Origin of the sequence: Sphingomonas sp. GC_Shp_3 (assembly GCF_026540945.1) — a bacterium.
Taxonomy (GTDB): Bacteria; Pseudomonadota; Alphaproteobacteria; order Sphingomonadales; family Sphingomonadaceae; genus Sphingomonas.
The window spans coordinates 129,766-147,765 of sequence record NZ_JALNUT010000004.1; the positions used below are offsets into that span (position 1 = coordinate 129,766).

The following is an 18,000-nucleotide window of genomic DNA, read 5'->3' on the forward strand; positions in this document are numbered from 1 at the left end:
GTTGAAGGTGGGAAGGAGACGATCATGGCCATCACCCCCGACAACGAAGAACCCGGTTTCGAGACCGACGTCAACGAACTGCCCAAGGACCGGAACAGCTCGGAGCAATCGACCGAGGACAATCCGAAGGCGGAGGACGAAGCCTCCGAGATGGAGCACGTCCAGGAGGAGGCGGCGGAGGAGCGCAAGGAGGGCGGGTACCAGTAGGCCCGCTTTCGTCGAGATGACGCATTTGAAAGCCCCGGCACTGCCGGGGCTTTCTGTTGGTGCGTCATCTCGGATGCAGGTGCGGCGCGTTCCTTGTAAAGCGTGTCGCACCGGGGTTGTGCTACCCGATAGCGTCGACGACAACGGCCTCCACCGCGTTCGCTCTTGCGCGTTCAGCGTCGCGAATTACGCCGCCCCGTTGCAGGGTCTGAAGCGAGGCGAGGTGACATGAACGTCATGCAACCAAGCACCGCGCCGCGAGTCTCTTGCCATCTAAGGAGACTATCATGCGCACTACCGTTGTCGCTCTTGCCTTGCCGCTGCTGCTCGTCGGCGTTTCACCGGCTTTTTCAAAAGGCTGCATTCGCGGCGCCGCCGCGGGCGGTGTCGCCGGGCATTTCGTTGGCAAGGGGCATGCCGTGATGGGCGCGGCGGCGGGCTGCATCGTCGCTCATCATCATTACGCAAAGCAGGCGCGGGCACAGCGCGCCGCCGCTCGTAACCAGCGGTAACCCGTAAAGCGTTTTTGTCCGCTGAAACGAAAAGGGCAGCCCCGCGAGGAGCTGCCCTTTCAATAGCGGTATGGCCGGTCCTTACAGGTCGATCTTCGCGCCGAAGCGGATGAAGCGACCGATGAAGCCCTGGCTTTCCCACGCGACGTTGTAGCCGAAGCCGCTGTCGTAGGTCTGGCCCGGATTGAAGTCCGGCTTGACGTCGAACACGTTGAGCAGGTTCGCGTAGAAGGTGAACTTGCTTGCGACCTTCACGGTAGCCGTCAGGTCGACGTCGATGAAGCGACGTGCGTGGCACTTGTACGGGTCACCATTGGCATAGGCATAGACCGATGCGCTGATGCTGTCGGCACAGCTATCGGCGTCGCCGCCGGTATCGATCGAGGCCATGTTGTAGCCGCTGGTGTAATATGCCGTCGCGCTGAGCGAGCCACGGCCGGAGAAGTCCAGCGTGTTCTGCCAGCTACCCCGCCAGCGCGGCGCACCCGAGCAGGACGTGATGTTGCACGGGCTAAGCGTGCCTGCGTACTTCTGCACCACACCACCCGGCGTCGTCTGATCGAGATTGATCAGATAGGTCGCATCCACACGGCTGGTCAGATTGATGCCATGGGGCAGAGGAACCCGCACCGTGCCCGAGAAATCGAGACCGGAGGTGACTTCCGACGTCGTGTTGACGAACGAGTACTGGATGAAGCCCAGCGCCGGCAGCGCGTTGGGGTGATCCGGATCGGCAACGCCGGGACGAACGGTGATGCCCGGGATGTTCACTACGCCGTTGTTGGCATAATAGGCATCCTCGACGCCGGAATAGTCAGGCGCGCCGATCAGGCCGTTGATCTTGATGTGGTAATAATCGACCGTGAAGGCGAAGTGCCGGTTCGGCTCGATTACCACACCGCCGGTCAGGCTGGTCGACTTCTCCGGCTTCAGGTTCGGGTTGCCCGCCGAGGTCAGGCCGTAGCTGTACGGCAGCGTCGCATAGCCATTGCCGCCGTGCGCATCGATGTAAGCCTGACCACCCGCCTGGCCCGGCGTGACCGTCGACGTGATGTAGCCCGTCGTCGGCTGGCCATAGGCTTCCTGGAAGCTCGGGATACGGAAGCCGCGCGACCACGTACCACGGAAGCGGACCTGCTGGATCGGCTTGAAGATGGCGGTGATCTTCGGCGAAAAATTGTCCTGTCCCGACGAGTAGCTGTCGTAACGACCCGAGCCGTTGATCGTCAGCTGATCGAAGATCGGCGCGTCAATTTCGAAGAAGCCGGAACGTACATTGCGGCTGCCCGCCGTGCTGACCGAGTTGATGCTATAGTAGCGATCGGCCGGATTGACTTCGTTCGGTGCGTTGGCGCTGGGGTTGAACACCGATTCATGACGATACGCGCCACCGACCGCTGCGGTCAGGTCGCCGCCGGGTAGTGCGAACAGCACCTTCGAGAGGGTGGCCTGAACCTGCCACAGCTTCGAGTTCGAGTTCGTCACGTTGGTCGGCGCGATATAGTCGCGGGTCGCCTGGCTGTTCTGCGACGGATCGATGAAGTTGAAGGAGCCATCGTTGATGACGTCCATCAGGCGCTGCGGGATCAGGTAGTTCTTGTTGGTGATACGTAGATCAACTTCGGAATAGGTGCCGTTGACGTCATACTTCCAGTTGTCGCCGAACGAACCCGAGATACCACCGGCGAAGCGGTAGGTCTTGGCATCGCTCAACGTCTCGCGCGGCTGATCGTAACGGTAGTTCACACGCGCCTGTTCACCGAGCGCAGCGAACGGGTTGTTAGGGTTGAGCGTTCCGCCATTGGCCGCTGTACAGGTGACCGTGCCGCGCGGACAGATCAGCGCCGGCAGCAGGACCGGACTGAGCGTGTACTGCGTGCCGCCCGCAGCGGTTTGCCCGGCGAACGTAAGCGGCGAGATGCTGCTGGTTGTCTTCGATTCGTAGAAGGTACCAGTTGCATAGGCCTGCGCGCGGCTGCCGACGTTCACGGTCAGATGTGCGGTGCCGCCGAAACGCTGCTGCTTGGGGATTTCCTGCAGGTAGTCGTTGACGTTGTCCTGCTGGCAGATCACCGAGCCGGTCGGCGAACCCTTCGCGGCGAGGCCCGCCTGCTGTGCCGGGGTGAGGTTGATCGCGGTCAGATCTCGGCAGCCTGCGCTCGCGTTGAGCAACTGGAAGCTGCTGCCAGCGACCGGAGCGCCGTTCAGATAAGGGCGCACGGTCGGTACGCGGGTCGAGCCGAACTGCGAGACCGAGCCGTCCGCCTGAATGCCGTTGATGGTCTCGTTGGTCAGGCAGTTACCCTGGCCGTTGCACACGCGGCTGTAGTCGTTGGTGTTGAAAGGATAGCCGCGATCGCTTGCGTACAGCGGGTTGCTCGACTGGTATTCGCCGTTGATGTAGAAGTTGAAGCCCTGCTCGCTGAGCTTTCCGTAGCCGTAGGTCAGATCGGCGCGCTTTTCGCCGCCATCACCATGTTCGGAAATGCCGGCCGACGCATTGGCGTGCAGGCCGACGATTTCCTTCTTGATGACGACGTTGACGACGCCTGCGACCGCATCCGCGCCATAGGTCGACGAGGCGCCATCCTGCAGCACGTCGACCTTCTCGACGATCGACTGGGGAATGGTATTGAGGTCGACGAAGCTGCGCTGGCCGTCATCGCCCAGCGGATAGATCGCCGAGCGCTGGCCGTCGAACAGGGTGAGCGTGTTGCCCGTGGTGAGGCCGCGCAACGACACCGCAGTCGCGCCGGTGGCGAAGCCGAAGCTGTTCCAGGCGCGCGTCATCGTACCGGCGCCGTTGGCGGGGATGGTCTGCAGCGCCTCTGCGATCGTGTTCTGGCCGCGGGTCGCGAAATCCTGCGCGGTCAACGTGTTGATCGGCGCGGCGGTCGCGGTCGCGCTGTTGCGGATCAGCGAGCCGGTGACGACCACGTCCTGCGGAGTCGCGGCTTCATCGGTGGGGGTCGGCGGCGTAGGGGTAAGCGCGGCCGGTGCGGCGTCCTGGGCCGGCGCGGTATCCTGCGCGAAGGCGGGCATGGTGCCGAACATCATGGCAAAGGGGGCTGCGGCGAGCAGAAGCTGCGCCTTGCCAGCGATCTGAGTGGTCCTGATCATGTTAATCCCTTTTTGACCTGCCGGCGCTCTGGGGTGCCGCGCGCAGGAGTTCCAGATCCCGACACACGACAGCCGTCCTGCGCGAGACATGGCGAGGGAATGAAACCGTTATTCACCTCTGTAAAGTTACGTATCGTTCAGCGTCGCACTTTCACCGGTCGCGTCGCACAAATGTCACAGTTTCAGAGACTTGTGGCCGAGACGGGCTTAAAATCCGATTTTAGCGCGCTGCCCCCCTCGTTGTCGCCGCTAGACGCGGTTGTCGAACTCGAAGCGATCCTCCCGTAACGTGAAAAACGCCGCGCACCGGGATAGGTGCGCGGCGTTCCATGTTTGCAGTTCGTACAATCGCCCGGTCGGGAGGTTGTACGAAGAACCGGCTTACTTGAAGTGGAAGCCGATGCTGCCCATCACGCGCTGACGCGACGTGTGGTCGTTGTACTGCGAGTAGACATACTGCGCGCCGACGAACAGCGGCATCTTCATCACGTCACGGCCGAGCGAATACTCGACGCCACCGCCGACCTGATAGCCGTCGGTGTGGAAGTGATCGTAGAAGCTGGTCTGGCCAGCCGGCGCGGTGAAGCGCTTGCGCTGCTCGTTGCTGACATAGCCGCCCTTGCCGTAGACGAGGAAGTTCGGCGTGACGAGGTAACCTGCACGGACGCCCGCGCCCCACTCCTCAAACGACTTGTGGCAGATCGTGCCGCCGGTGCGCCCGCCCGAGCAGTTCTCGCTGCCGTCATTGGGATTCCAGTAGCTGCCCTCGGGGCCGACCACGATCTTGTTGCCGATCACGCCGTCGAAGCCAACGGTGCCGCCGTAACCGAACCGGTCGTTATGATGGCCCTGCGACTGGAAGCGATCGCCGCCGACATTGCCCTCGACGCGGATGCCGCGGAAGGTCGTGTTGTTGTCGGACATCGTGGTGTCCTGCGCAGATGCGGCCTGCGCGCCGAGCGCCGAGAGCCCGAGAGCCAGGACGGAGAAAAGAGCCTTACGCATACAAGTTCCTTCTATTGGTAAAATCGTTCCACGAGGTGCGTAACCGTCGCGGCAACGCAACGATCCGCCGCTATGCACTAATTGTGACGATGTTGCGGCGATGCAACAGTGCGGGTCGCCGTGTTGGCGACACAATCGCGGCCGAGCTGGTCCAGTGTCGCACAACCGAGCTGCGCCATCGCCAGTTCCGTTTCGCCGCGCAGGATGTGCGCGACATGCGCCACGCCGGCTAGCCCGGCCACCGCGAGACCATGCATCTGCGGCCGGCCGACCAGCACCGCCGCCGCGCCCAGAGAGAGCGCCTTCACCACATCGGTACCGCTCCGCACCCCGCCGTCGAGCAGCAGCGGTACCGCGCCCGCCACCGTATCGGCGATCGCCGGCAGAACCTCGATCGCGGCTGGCGCGCCATCCAGCGTGCGGCCGCCGTGGTTGGATATGACAATACCGTCCGCGCCATGTTCTATCGCGAGTCCGGCATCTTCGGCGGCGAGGATGCCCTTGATGATGAGCGGCAGCGACGTGTTCGCGCGCAACCACGCGACATCCTCCCACGTCGGCGCGGTTTCGGCCAGCGGCGTGCCGAACAAAATCGCCCCGCGCGGGGTGCTGGTTTGTCGCCGATCACTGCCGCTGGGCAAGTTCGCTGCGAACACGCCACGCGGCAGCGCGAAGGTCGCGCGTTTCACCGCGGCATCGACCGTTACCACGATCGCCTCGTACCCTGCCTGTTCGGCGCGGGTGACAAGCTCGGCGGAGTCGGCGCGGGTTTCCTGCAGATAGAGCTGGAACCACAGCGGAGCGGGGGTCGTGCCGAGGTCGCGCGCGGCATCGCGCCCGGCTGCGGCAATCGCCTCCAGCGACACGCTAGAAAGCGTGCTCACCACCATGCCGACCCCCATCGCCGTTGCCGCACGTACGCACGCCAGTTCCCCGTCCGAATGCGCGATGCGTTGATAAGCGATTGGCGCGAACAGGATCGGCGCAGCATGGTCGCGGCCGAAGAGCGTGCGCCGCGTATGCCCGCCCCGCAGATCGGCCAGCACGCGGGGTAGCAATGCAATCCGGTCGAACGAGCCGCGGTTGTTGGCGAGCGTAAGGCCTGCGCCTGCGCCCGATTGAACGTGCGCCCAGATGTCCGGCGCCATGTGCAACTGCGCCAGCCGCTCGTAATCGGCGAGCGTCTGTAGCGCGGGCGGGATCACCGTCAGCGGCGGTAGCGGCGCGCTCACGTCTCCGCCCAATGCCGCAACAGATTGTGGTACACGCCAGTCAGCGGGTCGATCGCCCGATGATCGGGGTGATCGACGCTGAGCGACTGGATGGCGGTGTCGAGGTCGAACAGCGTGCGGCGCTGTTCGTCGGCACGGACGAGGCTCTGCGTCCAGAAAAATGCCGCGTAGCGGGTGCCGCGCGTGACTGGCGTGACGTGATGCAGCGTGCTGCCGGGATAGACGATCAGGTCACCGGCGGCGTGTTTCACGCGCTCTGCACCCAACGTCCCCTCGATCACCAATTCGCCGCCGTCATATTCGGCCGGATCGCTGAGGAACACTGTCGCGGAGATGTCGCTGCGCACCCGTTCGGTCGTGCCGGGGATCGGGAAGATCGCGTTGTCGATATGCGCACCGTAGCTGCCGCCGCCCTCGTAACGGTTGAACCGCGGCGGCAGCACGCGCAGCGGCAGCGTCGCGGCGATGAACAGGGGCGTCTGACCCAGCCGATCGACGATGCGAGCGCCGAGATCGCGCGCCACCGCATGATCGAGCGGCAATTGCAGGTTGTGCTTCACCAGCGCCGCGCGGTGGCCGGCGGTGCTGCGCCCGTCCTGCCAGTCCGCGCCTTCCAGTTGGTCGCGCATCGCTCGCACCTCATCGGCGGAGAACAGCTCTGGCACGTGAAGCAGCATGATCGGCACCTTTCGCTTATGGTGGCGGCAACGCAATGGCGGTCATCGAAACGCGGTCTCGGTCGCCTCGGCATTCGCGCCCACGCGATCACAGCCTGTAGCTGACCGTCAGCACTGCCGAGCGTGCGTCACCCGGCGTCGCCCAGCCGTTGTTGGCGCGGATGCGCGTATAATACAGCTTGTCGCCGATGTTCTTGACGTTGATCTGCGCCGACAATGCCTTGGTGATGTCGTAAGAGATCGTAGCATTGTGGACGAGATACCCCTTCGAGCGGAACACCAGCGAGGATGTCACCGTCGGCGTGTTGATCGCGAACGACCCTTGGTATGTCGCGCCGTAGCCGAGCGTCAGGCCGAAGGGCAGGGTGTAGGCAGTGTAGAGGCTGCCGGAATCCCTGGGCGTACCGATCAGCATCGAGCCGCCGCCGGGGTTCGGCACCGCCACCGTGTTGGTGCAATTGCCCGACCCCGGGGTAGCGAGGCACTTGTCCGACACTGCCTGAAGCAGCTTGCTGTTGAGGTGTGTGTAATTGGCGGTGATCGACCAGGCCGGTGTGATATGCCCCGATGCGCCGAGCGCGAGACCGTCGACGCGTGAGCGACCGTCGGTCTGCTGGTCTGGCACGGTCGGATCGCCCGATGGTACCTTGTAGCTGTCCCGCTCGTTCCGGAACAGCGCGGCGGTGAGCAGCAGCCCGCCGTGGAACAGGTCTAGCTTGCCGCCGATCTCGTAATTCTTGGCGCCTTCCGGGCGGCTGCTGCATGTCGACACCGGCACCGCCGCAGTGGGTGTGAACGTGCAACTGCCGTTGACCGTGCTTTGCGACGGCGTTTTGGAATTGCCATAGGCGACGTAGAGGCTCGCCGCCTCGACCGGTTTGTAGACGAGGCCGACGCGGTAGGAGAGCAGGCTGTCGCGGTTATAGAGCGTCGGGCCGGCGGTGGTCAGCGTGCCGAAAGTCGTGCCGGGCGTGGTAGAGAAGGTGTTGGTCTGCGACTTGCCGATGTTGCGCTCCCACCGCACGCCGCCGTTGACCTCGAAATGGCGCGACAGCTTCATCGCATCGAATAGATAAACCGCATAGTTATCGACCTGCGACCTCGGGCGCGTGGCGACGACGAAGTTGACCGGCCCGGTGTAGGTGTTGTTCGCACCCGGGTTGAAGATGTCATACGGTGTGATCGTCGCGGGCGTACCGTTGGCGGCGCGCTGCGAATTGCCGGTCACCGCGTTGTAGTTCTCGCGCGACAGTGAGATGCCGAGATCGAGCGTGTGTTCGACCCCGCTGGTCGCGACCACCGCCTTCAGGTCGGTCTGATTGTAGGCGAGTTGGTTCTCCGTGAAACGCGTGTTGCCGCGCGATCCGCCGCTCGGTGTGAACAGCCCCTTCGCCGGACAGGTGGCGCCGAGCACGGTAAAGCCGCTCGGCAGGCAGAATACACCTTCCGGCCCGTCGGCGCGGGTGAACTGCGTCACATCTTCATACCGGGTCAGGTTGCGGATCGAGACCGTGTCGCTGAAATCATGCTCGAAGATCTGCGTCGCCTGGTCGAAGTTGATCCGCTGCGTGTCGAGGTTGCGATAGCCGAAATAGGCGCTGCGGCTGATGCCCGGGACCGGCCCGCTGCGGCCCGCGCCGGGGGCGCCGCCGACGATCGCTCCGCTGATATACGGCACGCCGAACTGCGGGATGTTGGTGTCTTCCTGGTGCATGTACGCGAAGGTCAGCCGCGTCGGCGTGCCGATGCCGAACGTTACCGAAGGCGCGATACCCCAACGCTTGTTCTTCTCGACATCGCGGCCGGGGATGTCGTTGCGGTGGAACATCGCGTTGAGGCGCACCGCGACCGTATCGCTGACGTGTTGGCTGATGTCGGCGGTGGCGCGGTAGTAGTCGTCGGTACCAACGCCGCCCTCGATCACGGCGCGGTCGCGATCGAGCGGGCGTTTGGTTACGAGGTTGATGTTGCCGCCGACCGAGCCGGCGCCGGTGTTGACCGAACTCGCGCCGTTGGTCACCTCGATCTGCGCGACGTTGAACGTGTCGGTGCGGCTGTACTGCGCACTGTCGCGTACATTGTCGACGGTAATGTCGTTATTGGCGGAATAGCCACGCAACGTGATGCTGTCGCCATAGCCGCTGCCACCTTCGCCGGCCCCGAACGAGATGCCGGGCACAGTCGATAGCGCGTCCTTCAACGACAGCAGGTTCTGCTGTTCGAGCACTTCGCTGCTCAGGACGGTGACGGTCTGCGGGGTGTCGCGCAGCGATCGGACGGCCTTTGGGCTAGCCTGCCGCTGAGGCGGCTCGGCCTTCAACCGCTGGCCGGTCACGACCACATTGTCCGGGGCCGTCGTATCTGCGTCGGCGGCATCCTTGCCCGGCGCGGCGATCGCCTGAGAGGCTAACAAGCTACCGACGCAGGACAGCGCGAGGAAGGCGCAGGTGCGGTTTGCGCGAGCGATCGGATGAGTCATTGTTCCCCCGTGGTAGTGCGTCGCCGCGTGATATTGCGAGTCATTCTCATCGTCAACGGAAATGCGAATGATTCTCATTTGTCGGTGGGTTGTGGCACCGGACGTGCTCGGCCAAACTACGAACGGTGATGAAGCGCTTCGCGCGCAACGCGGTCATCACAGGGGGACAATGACAATGAAGGCTGCTCGACGCTCGGCCCACCTATCCGCCACCATCGCCGCCTTGCTGGCGGGAGCGATGTCGGCGCACGCTGCGCCGGCCAATCCGCGCGGCGGCGAGCCCGCGTTCCGGGCGCTCTACAAGGAACTCGTCGAAACCGACTCAAGCTGGCCTGACGGCAGTTGCACGCTTGCCGCCGAACGGATGGGGGCGCACCTCAAGGCGGCGGGCTATCCTGCCGCCGACGTGCAGGTGCTGGTCGACCCCGCTCATCCCAAGGAAGGCAGCCTCACCGCGATCCTGCGCGGCAGCGATGCGAAGCTACCCGCGGTGCTGTTGCTTGCGCATATCGACGTGGTCGCTGCCAAACGCAGCGACTGGACGCGAGATCCGTTTACGCTCGTGGAGGAAAACGGCTATTTTTACGGGCGCGGCACATCCGACGACAAGGCGATGGCGGCGGCGTTTACCGATGCGATGGTGCGGTTCCGACAGGAAGGCTACAAGCCGAAACGCACCATCAAGCTCGCGCTGACGTGCGGGGAAGAGACTGAAAAGGCGCTCAACGGCGTTTCGTGGTTGCTCAAGAACCATCCGGAGACGCTACAGGCGGGCTGGGCACTCAACGAAGGTGGCGGCGGTTCGCTCGACGAGACGGGTAAGCCGGTCAGCCAGGGCGTGCAGGCCGGCGAGAAGGTCTATCAGGATTTCACCTTCACCACGACGGCGCCGGGCGGGCACAGCTCGCGGCAGGCGCCGCACGTCAACGCGATCGGCTGGATGGCGGAGGCGCTGGCGCGGGTGAACGCGTACGACTTCCCGGTCGACCTGACGCCTGCCGCCAGGGCGTATTTCGGCGCGTCGGCCGCTTTGTACCCGAACACTCGGGCGGCGATGGCGGCGATCGGTTCGGGCAAGGCAACCGCCGCCGATTACGCGACCGTCTCCGCCGCCAATCCGAGCTGGAACGCGACGCTGCGCACCACCTGCATCCCGACGATGATCTCCGGCGGGCATGCCACCAACGCGCAGCCGCAATCGGTCACCGCCAACGTCAACTGCCGCATCATTCCCGGTGAGAGCGTCGAGTCGATCCAGACCACGCTGGCGGCGGTGGCGGGCAATCCGAAGGTGACGGTGGCGCTGGCCGATCCGCCGCAGCCGAAATCCTCTGCGCCGCCGCTGACCCCGCAGATCATGGCGCCGATCGAAGCCTTGTCGAAGGAGATGTGGCCGGGCGTGCCGATCATCCCGCGCCTGTCGACCGGCGCTACCGACGGTCGCTTCACCAACGCGGCCGGGATCCCGACCTACGGCGTGTCCGGGCTGTTCTCCGATCCCGACGGGCAGGGGGTGCACGGCCTCAACGAGCGTATCCGCGTGAAGTCGCTGATGGACGGGCGCGCGTTCCTGTACCGACTGGTGAAGGGGTATACCGGCTGATCTGTCGGCACCGGCGCAGGTAGGGGACGGAGGTCGTTAAAGGTGGAAGCCCTTCGACACCGCATAGGCGAGGCCGCCCGCGATGACGATGCCGATCGCCGCCTTCCACGGCGAAGCGCCAAGCCGCTCCGCCACCGGCACCTCGCCCGCCTTGCGCCGACCGTGCAACATCGGCGAGATCAGGTCGTGCCGCAGCGCGACGAGGTAGAACAGGATCGCCAGCACGTGCAGCGCGACCAGTGCGAGTAGCACGTTGAATACGAAATGGTGAACACCCGCTGCGGTACGCCCGACATCGAAGCTGACGTAATCCGCCAGCGGGCCGGACTCGAGCCCGTCGACGTCGACCGAGAACAGCCCCGCCGTTACCATGACGACCAACGTCGCCAGCAGCAGCACCACGCTCCATCCGCCGATCGGGTTATGGCCGTCCGCTGCCTCATACGGCCGCCTGCCGAGCCGGCCGAGATAAGCGAGCGCCGCGCGCGGCCCCCGCACGAACTGCGCGAAGCGGGCGGTGCGGCTGCCGACTACGCCCCAATAGATGCGGAACACCACCAGGGCGAGGATCGTGTAGCCCGACAGCCGGTGCCAATCCATGTCGTGATGATCGCCGCTCCACCATGAAAAGCCGAGCAGCGCGACCAACGCCCAGTGAAACAGCCGGACCGGCAGATCCCAGACGCGCACCGATGTCGCGGCGGCGGCAGGCGGCTCCACCGGCGTCATCGCGCGGTCAGTCCTCCGCGCGGAACTGGCGGTGACAGGCGCCGCAGGTTGCCCCGACCGCCTTCATCTGCGCGCCGATGGTGGCGGTGTCGCCGGTGCCCGCCACGCTGGCGAGCTTCGTCGATGCGGCTACCAGGTTGGCCATGTCGGCATCGAAGGTCTTGCGGTCGGTCCAGATCGCGGGAAGCGCCCCGGTCTTCAACCCGGCGGCGGGCCTGGTGTTCGCCGGGAATAATTTGCCCTGCGCCTTGGCGGTCGCGGCGAGGGTCTGTGCGGCGGCGGTTACGACGGCCTTGTCCGGCGTGCCGGACTTCAACTGTTCGCCGATCGCCTTCATCGCGCCACCCATCTTCTTCATGCCCGCCATGCGCGCATTGACGATGTCCTGCGGCGCGGGCGCGGCTGCGATGACCGGTGCCGATGCGAGTGCGGCGATCGCGAGAACGCGGAAGGTCTTGAAGGCTGGTGCAACGATCATGAACGTTTCGCCTTTGATGGAACCTGGATCATGGCCGCAGGGCCAACCGCTTCCTCTCCTATTTTCCGCCGTTGCGCCAGCCCCCCGTGCAGCGTGCCTTGGCGATCTCCGCCTCGGCTGGCATCCAAAGGCCAAGCCATGCGTCCTGTAGCCACCCACGTAACGCAAGACCGCCAACAGCCGAGGTTCTCATGACCGACACCCGTACCGAAACCGATTCGATCGGCGCGATCGACGTTTCCGCCGTTGCATATTGGGGCGCGCAGACGCAGCGCAGCATCGAGAACTTCCCGTTCGGCGCGACCGAGCGGATGCCGATCGGCATCGTCCACGCGCTCGCCATCGTGAAGCAGGCCGCCGCGCGCGTGAACCGCAAACACGGTCTCGCCGCCGACATCGCCGATGCGATCGACGCCGCCGCCGCCGAGGTGATCGCGGGGCAACACGACGATCAGTTCCCGCTGGTGATCTGGCAGACCGGCAGCGGCACGCAGAGCAACATGAACGTCAACGAGGTGATCGCCGGGCGTGCCAACGAGATGCTGTCGGGCAAGCGCGGCGGCAAGGCGCCGGTCCATCCCAACGATCACGTCAACATGAGCCAGTCGTCCAACGACAGCTTCCCGACCGCACTGCACGTCGCCGCCGCACTTGCCGCGACGCGCGATCTGATCCCCGCGGTGGAACAGCTCGAAGCCTCGCTGCTGAAAAAGGTCGAGGCGTGGGGCGACATCGTCAAGATCGGTCGCACGCATCTTCAGGACGCGACGCCGGTCACGCTGGGCCAGGAGTTTTCAGGCTATTACGCGCAGCTTCGGCTCGCCCGCACGCGGATCCTGCCGCTGATCGAGCATGGCCTGTGCAAGCTGGCGCAAGGCGGTACTGCCGTCGGCACCGGGCTCAATACGCCGCCGGGGTTCGCCGAAGATATCGCGGCGGAGATCGCGACCTCGACCGGCCTGCCGTTCGAGACCGCGCCCAACAAGTTCGAAGCGCTGGCGACCCACGACACGCTGGTGGATTTCTCCGGGCGGCTCAACACGCTGGCGGTGGCGCTGACCAAGATCGCCAACGACATTCGCCTGCTCGGGTCCGGCCCGCGCTCCGGCCTCGGCGAAATCGATCTGCCCGCCAACGAGCCCGGCAGCTCGATCATGCCGGGCAAGGTCAACCCGACCCAGTGCGAGATGCTGACGATGGTGGCGGCACAAGTGATCGGCAATCATCAGGCGGTGACGGTCGGGGGCATGCAGGGCCATCTCGAACTCAACGTGTTCAAGCCGTTGATCGGTGCGGCGGTACTGCGCTCAGTGCATCTCCTCGCCGTCGGGATGCAGAGCTTCGCGGAGCGCTGCGTCGACGGAATCGAGCCCAATCGCGGCCGGATCGCCGAACTGGTCGATCGCTCGCTGATGCTGGTGACCGCGCTCGCCCCCGAAATCGGCTACGACAATGCCGCCAAGATCGCCAAGCACGCTCATGCCGAAGGGCTGACGCTGAAGGAGGCGGGGCTTGACCTCGGGCTGGTCGACGCGGCGACGTTCGACCGGCTGGTGCGGCCCGAAACCATGGTGTGAGCTTTGCCTGCTCGGGCGGTGACGGCGAGGAACAACCGCACCGCTCGCGCTTTGTGATTAGCGAAACGGGAGAAACACGATGGACTTCAGCACGATGGTCGGCGCGGCGATCGGGGCCGCAATCGACGGTTCGAGTGGCGACGACAGCAATGTCGATGGCGCGATCGAGGGTGCCGTCGCGGCGACCGTGATCCGCGCGGTGATCCCGCTCGCGGTGACGTTTGCGACCGGCTGGCTGGTGCTGCGCGGCATCGGCAAGCTCAAGGATGCGGCGTTCGGCGCGAACAAGACCGAAGTGTAATCCGCATCCTGCCTTGACGTAGGCGCCACCCGCGCGCGATGAGCGCGCGATGAGCGTAACCGACCCCGCCGATCCCCACGGCTTCAAGCGCCGTGGCGTGCTGTACGTCCTGTCCTCGCCGTCGGGCGCGGGCAAATCCACGATCGCGCGAAAACTGCTGGCTGATGAGCCGGAACTCGGCATGTCGGTGTCGTACACCACCCGGCCGATGCGGCCCGGTGAGGTCGACGGTGTGGATTACCATTTCGTGAACCTCGAACGCTTCCGCGAAATGGTGGCGAATCATGAGTTCCTCGAATGGGCCCATGTCTTCGACCATCGTTACGGAACGCCCAAGTCACAGGTCTTTCATGAACTGGGCGAGGGGCGGGACATTCTGTTCGACATCGACTGGCAGGGGGCGCAGCAGCTCCACCAGCTTGCCGGTGGCGACATCGTCCGCATCTTCATCCTGCCGCCTTCGATGGAAATCCTGCGCGAACGGCTCGAACGGCGCGCTACCGATTCGCAGGCAGTGATCGACGCCCGCATGGCGCGCGCCGCCAACGAGGTGAGCCACTGGGACGGTTACGACTACGTCATCGTCAACGACGACGTTGAGGAATGCTTCGCCAGCGTGAAGACGATCCTCGCGGCGGAACGGCTCAAGCGCTCGCGGCAGACCGGGATCATCGGCTTCATCCGCAAGCTGTTGCGCTGATCGTCGGCGGGTAGCGGCGGTTCAGCTGCCGTTGTTTGCGACGAGATCGACGTCGGTACCGCCGTCGCGTCGCGTGGTGAGGAATAGTGCGAAAGCAGCGCCGTCGCGGCTGCGGGTGCCGCCAAGCACGTGCTGGCTGCCATTTGCCTCATGTTCAGCGGCGAAGCCGGCGCCGCTCGCGCGGGTGTAATACCAGTCGATCACCGATTGCAGCGATGCGGATGTCGCGAAGCTGACCGCGCGCAGCGCGCAACCGTTATCCGAGTTCCCCGCTGCCTCGCTCACCCGTGCGTCCGGGTAGAGCGGCAGATCGGCCGGCAGGCGGTTCGCCCAATTTGCCGAGTACCGCATCTCCCCCGCGCAACTTGCGGTGCGTTTGTCGTTCTGGCGCGAGGCGAGCGCGCCGAGCGTGAGCGACTGGCGTGCCGCCTCGCACTGCGGGCACGAACCATCTGCCTTGGGAGCTGGGGCCGACTTGAGCGTTTCGCTCGTACCGGCGCCGTCACCAGTCGCTCCGCTGTTGGTCGCGCCGGCCACCGGATCGGCGGGGACCGCGCCTGAGTACGGCCGGGTGGGGGGACGCACCGCATCGGCGTTGGCCTGTTGCGCGAGCGCGGGATCGACCATGATCTGATCGTGCAGCGCCGCCATCAACGCGGGATCGCGGCTGTTGCTGCTGCCCGCGTCGGCAAGTTGATTGTCGAGCGAATCGAGGTTGCCCTGCTCGGTGTTGCGCGCGCCACAGCCCGCGGTCGCCAGCGCAAGCGCGAGTGTGGCGATCAGCCGGTTGCGACGCATAGAAAACGCTCCCTCATGTCGGGTCTTATACTGCGCCCGCTTGCCGTATTTTACGTTAAGATTGAACGCGGGAACGGGGTTAATGCGTGAAATTCCAATTAACCGAGACCGTACGCGCTTGCGTCGGGTGGCGACGGCGGCCATCGTCCGGTGATGATCAATCTTCTCTCGATCCTGGTCGGGGTGCTGGTATTTTTCGGCGCGATCGTCGGGTGCATCCCGCTGTTCGGCTGGTTCAACTGGTTCTTGATCCCGGTGGCGCTGTTCGGGCTGGTGCTGGGCGCGCTGTCGTCGCATCGCAGCGGACGGAACCTCAACCTGATCCTCATCATCTTCTGCGCGCTGCGGCTGATGTTGGGCCACGGCGTGATCTGACGCAAAAAGGCCCGGCGTTGGTGCACCGGGCCTTCTGCAATCATGACTGGTCGGTTATCGGCATATCACCTGGCCACGGTCGATCGACGTGCCGAGTGCCGCGCCACCAGCCACACCGAGCAGCGTACCAAGCGTGCTGGATCGACCGTTGGACAGGACGTTTCCGAGCACACCGCCGGCCAGGCCGCCAACAATCAGGCCGGTCGTACCGTCGGAACGGCGGCAGTAATAGCGACCGTTCTCGCCGCGATAGATGCGGTCGCGACGGCTTAGCCGGTGTGGCTGATAGTAGCCGCCATCCCGGTAATAGCGGTCGGCGTAATATACGCGCTGACCTGGTTCGAGGCGGTTGTAGTCATACCCGCGAAACTGGCGCCAGTCGCGATTGCCACCGCCCCGCCACTCGGCACGGCTACCATGATCGTCGTGACGGTGATCATCGCGGCGATCGCCACGCCAGTCGCCACGCCGGTCCCCGTCGCGGTCGTGCCCGGCACGGTCGTCTCTGGGATCATGCCGGCCATGATTGGCCCACTGCCGGTCTTGCGCGGTGGCGGGGATAGACGGCAGCACCGTCGCGGCCGCGATGGCGGCGAAAATCAGCTTGCGCATGGTTCGTGTCCTCCTGTTTGGATAGACGAAGAACCCATGGGATCGGGTGACGGTTGCGTGAACGGCAAACTACGTTCCGTTCACGCAACGTTTAGTTGAGGTCTAGCCGTTCAGGCGGTGGGTCAGCGTGATCTCGGCGTTGAGCAGCTTCGATACCGGGCAGTTCGCCTTGGCACCGGCGGCGATTTCCTCGAACTGGTCGGCCGAGATACCATCGATCGTCGCGGTCAGGTCGAGATCGGAGCGGGTGATCGTGAAGCCGCCGTCAGCCTGTACAAGCGTGACCTTGGCGCTCGTTTCCAGCGTTCCCGCCGAAAATCCAGCCTCCGCCAATGCAAAGCTAAGCGCCATCGTAAAGCAGCTCGCATGCGCGGCAGCGATCAGCTCTTCCGGATTGGTGCCGGGTTCGTTTTCGAAGCGCGTGTTGAAACCATAGGGCGAATCGGACAGCACGCCCGACTGGGTCGAGACATGGCCCTTGCCGCTCTTGCCCAAACCTTCGTACTTTGCGGAACCGGAACGGGTGGTCATGATGTATCTCCTGTGGGGACGGTGACCTGCCGATCCTGCGCGGGTCTCGTCATGGTTGCGCAGAGGTCGGGGACGGTGGCGTAACGGTTCCGCCCGAGCGGAGTTTCACGCGCGTGAAAACAATCCGTTCAGCCGCGCGCCAGCACCGCGCGCGCGGCGTCGCAATCCACCGCAATCTGTGCGGTTAGCGCGTCCAGCGTGTCGTATCTCGCCTCCGGCCGCAGGAACTCGACCAGTTCGACGGTGATCGTCTGGCCGTACAGGTCGCCGGTGAAATCGAAGAAGTGCGGCTCCAGCAGTTCCTTGGGCGGATCGAAGCTCGGTCGCACGCCGAGATTGGCGGCTCCACCGAGAACGCGGCCATCCGCAAGCCGACCGCGCACGGCGTAGATCCCGTAGGCGGGGCGCAGATAGCTGCCGAGGTCAAGGTTGGCGGTCGGGAAGCCGATCGTCCGCCCCAGCTTGTCACCATGCGACACGACACCTTCGATCGCGAAGGGGCGCGTGAGCAGCCGCGCCGCACCGCGCGGGTCGCCACCGATCAGGGCCGCGCGGATCCGGCTTGAGGAGACCGGTTCCCCGGTGAGCGTGACCGGCGCAACGGCTTCGACCGAGAAGCCGTGTTGGGCGCCAAGCTCGCTCAAAACGCCGATGTTGCCGCTGCGCGCCTTGCCGAAGGTGAAGTCCTCGCCCGTCGTCGCGCCGCCGAGGCCAATCCCGTCGACCAGCCGCTGCTCGACGAAGTCCCGCGCGTTGCGCGCGGCGAGCGCGGCATCGAAGCGAAACACGACCATGGCATCTGCCCCGGCTTCGGCGAACAAGCGCTCACGCTGGTCCAGTGTGGTGAGCCGAAAGGGTGCGGTGTCCGGCTTAAAGTAACGCACCGGATGCGGATCGAACGTCGCGACCAGCGCCGGGCGACCCTCGGCACGCGCGCGCGCGATCGCTCGCCCGACCACGGCCTGATGGCCCAGGTGAAATCCGTCAAAATTGCCAAGCGCCACGATACCGCCGCGCAATGCCGCTGGCAGGACCGAGCCACCGTCCAGTCGCTCCATCCGCGC

The 18,000-nt window shown here is 64.9% G+C and carries 18 protein-coding genes; 7 read left to right on the plus strand and 11 right to left on the minus strand.

Going from position 1 to position 18,000, the window contains the following annotated elements; translation table 11 throughout:
- Positions 1 to 24 precede the first annotated feature (24 nt).
- Together OXR00_RS11200 and OXR00_RS11205 are read left to right on the plus strand one after the other, a co-directional pair.
- Positions 25 to 207, plus strand: a complete 183-nt coding sequence (locus tag OXR00_RS11200; protein ID WP_242150493.1) for a hypothetical protein — start codon at positions 25 to 27, stop codon at positions 205 to 207.
- A 287-nt stretch (positions 208 to 494) separates the two neighbouring features.
- The gene (locus tag OXR00_RS11205; protein ID WP_242150496.1) at positions 495 to 719 is read left to right on the plus strand and encodes a hypothetical protein; all 225 of its coding nucleotides are present in this window, start codon (positions 495 to 497) and stop codon (positions 717 to 719) included.
- 81 nt (positions 720 to 800) lie between these two features.
- On the opposite strand, the gene OXR00_RS11210 is transcribed toward OXR00_RS11205, so the two are convergent.
- The 5 genes from OXR00_RS11210 to OXR00_RS11230 all read right to left on the minus strand — a co-directional run bounded on the left by OXR00_RS11210 (position 801) and on the right by OXR00_RS11230 (position 9,232).
- Positions 801 to 3,839, minus strand: a complete 3,039-nt coding sequence (locus OXR00_RS11210) for a TonB-dependent receptor (RefSeq protein WP_267388307.1) — start codon at positions 3,837 to 3,839, stop codon at positions 801 to 803.
- A 381-nt stretch (positions 3,840 to 4,220) separates the two neighbouring features.
- Positions 4,221 to 4,844, minus strand: a complete 624-nt coding sequence (locus OXR00_RS11215; RefSeq protein WP_242150503.1) for a porin family protein — start codon at positions 4,842 to 4,844, stop codon at positions 4,221 to 4,223.
- Between the two features lie 77 nt (positions 4,845 to 4,921).
- Entirely contained in the window at positions 4,922 to 6,076 is a 1,155-nt protein-coding gene (locus OXR00_RS11220; RefSeq protein WP_267388308.1) for an alpha-hydroxy acid oxidase, read from the minus strand.
- Positions 6,073 to 6,753, minus strand: a complete 681-nt coding sequence (locus OXR00_RS11225; protein WP_267388309.1) for a Fe2+-dependent dioxygenase — start codon at positions 6,751 to 6,753, stop codon at positions 6,073 to 6,075. The genes OXR00_RS11220 and OXR00_RS11225 overlap by 4 nt, the downstream gene beginning before the upstream one ends.
- A gap of 88 nt (positions 6,754 to 6,841) precedes the next feature.
- Complete coding sequence (locus tag OXR00_RS11230; protein ID WP_267388310.1) at positions 6,842 to 9,232, minus strand: TonB-dependent receptor; 2,391 nt, start codon at positions 9,230 to 9,232, stop codon at positions 6,842 to 6,844.
- Between the two features lie 175 nt (positions 9,233 to 9,407).
- Here OXR00_RS11230 and OXR00_RS11235 point away from each other — a divergent pair, with 175 nt between their 5' ends.
- Positions 9,408 to 10,835 (plus strand): M20/M25/M40 family metallo-hydrolase, encoded by a 1,428-nt coding sequence (locus OXR00_RS11235; protein ID WP_267388311.1) that lies wholly within the window; start codon positions 9,408 to 9,410, stop codon positions 10,833 to 10,835.
- Positions 10,836 to 10,871: 36 nt separating this feature from the next.
- On the opposite strand, the gene OXR00_RS11240 is transcribed toward OXR00_RS11235, so the two are convergent.
- Positions 10,872 to 11,564 (minus strand): cytochrome b/b6 domain-containing protein, encoded by a 693-nt coding sequence (locus tag OXR00_RS11240; RefSeq protein WP_267388312.1) that lies wholly within the window; start codon positions 11,562 to 11,564, stop codon positions 10,872 to 10,874.
- Positions 11,565 to 11,571: 7 nt separating this feature from the next.
- Positions 11,572 to 12,042, minus strand: coding sequence for a cytochrome c (locus OXR00_RS11245; RefSeq protein WP_267388313.1), 471 nt, complete (start codon positions 12,040 to 12,042; stop codon positions 11,572 to 11,574).
- A 191-nt stretch (positions 12,043 to 12,233) separates the two neighbouring features.
- On the opposite strand from OXR00_RS11245, the gene fumC reads away from it, so the two are divergent.
- The 3 genes from fumC to gmk all read left to right on the plus strand — a co-directional run bounded on the left by fumC (position 12,234) and on the right by gmk (position 14,620).
- Positions 12,234 to 13,619, plus strand: coding sequence for a class II fumarate hydratase (fumC, locus tag OXR00_RS11250; protein ID WP_267388314.1), 1,386 nt, complete (start codon positions 12,234 to 12,236; stop codon positions 13,617 to 13,619).
- Between the two features lie 79 nt (positions 13,620 to 13,698).
- Positions 13,699 to 13,920, plus strand: coding sequence for a hypothetical protein (locus OXR00_RS11255; RefSeq protein WP_267388315.1), 222 nt, complete (start codon positions 13,699 to 13,701; stop codon positions 13,918 to 13,920).
- Positions 13,921 to 13,969: 49 nt separating this feature from the next.
- Positions 13,970 to 14,620, plus strand: coding sequence for a guanylate kinase (gene gmk, locus OXR00_RS11260; protein ID WP_267388316.1), 651 nt, complete (start codon positions 13,970 to 13,972; stop codon positions 14,618 to 14,620).
- A gap of 21 nt (positions 14,621 to 14,641) precedes the next feature.
- On the opposite strand, the gene OXR00_RS11265 is transcribed toward gmk, so the two are convergent.
- Positions 14,642 to 15,418: a hypothetical protein gene (locus OXR00_RS11265; RefSeq protein WP_267388317.1), complete on the minus strand. Its 777-nt coding sequence runs from the start codon at positions 15,416 to 15,418 to the stop codon at positions 14,642 to 14,644.
- 153 nt (positions 15,419 to 15,571) lie between these two features.
- Here OXR00_RS11265 and OXR00_RS11270 point away from each other — a divergent pair, with 153 nt between their 5' ends.
- Positions 15,572 to 15,793, plus strand: a complete 222-nt coding sequence (locus tag OXR00_RS11270; RefSeq protein ID WP_267388318.1) for a hypothetical protein — start codon at positions 15,572 to 15,574, stop codon at positions 15,791 to 15,793.
- A 54-nt stretch (positions 15,794 to 15,847) separates the two neighbouring features.
- Here the strand turns inward: OXR00_RS11270 and OXR00_RS11275 are convergent, their stop codons facing one another.
- The 3 genes from OXR00_RS11275 to OXR00_RS11285 all read right to left on the minus strand — a co-directional run bounded on the left by OXR00_RS11275 (position 15,848) and on the right by OXR00_RS11285 (position 17,994).
- Positions 15,848 to 16,405 carry a glycine zipper 2TM domain-containing protein gene (locus OXR00_RS11275; protein WP_267388319.1) on the minus strand — a complete coding sequence of 186 codons (558 nt, stop codon included), beginning with the start codon at positions 16,403 to 16,405 and terminating at the stop codon, positions 15,848 to 15,850.
- A gap of 102 nt (positions 16,406 to 16,507) precedes the next feature.
- Entirely contained in the window at positions 16,508 to 16,936 is a 429-nt protein-coding gene (locus OXR00_RS11280; protein ID WP_267388320.1) for an OsmC family protein, read from the minus strand.
- Between the two features lie 128 nt (positions 16,937 to 17,064).
- Positions 17,065 to 17,994 (minus strand): bifunctional riboflavin kinase/FAD synthetase, encoded by a 930-nt coding sequence (locus OXR00_RS11285; protein ID WP_267388321.1) that lies wholly within the window; start codon positions 17,992 to 17,994, stop codon positions 17,065 to 17,067.
- Positions 17,995 to 18,000: the final 6 nt, after the last annotated feature.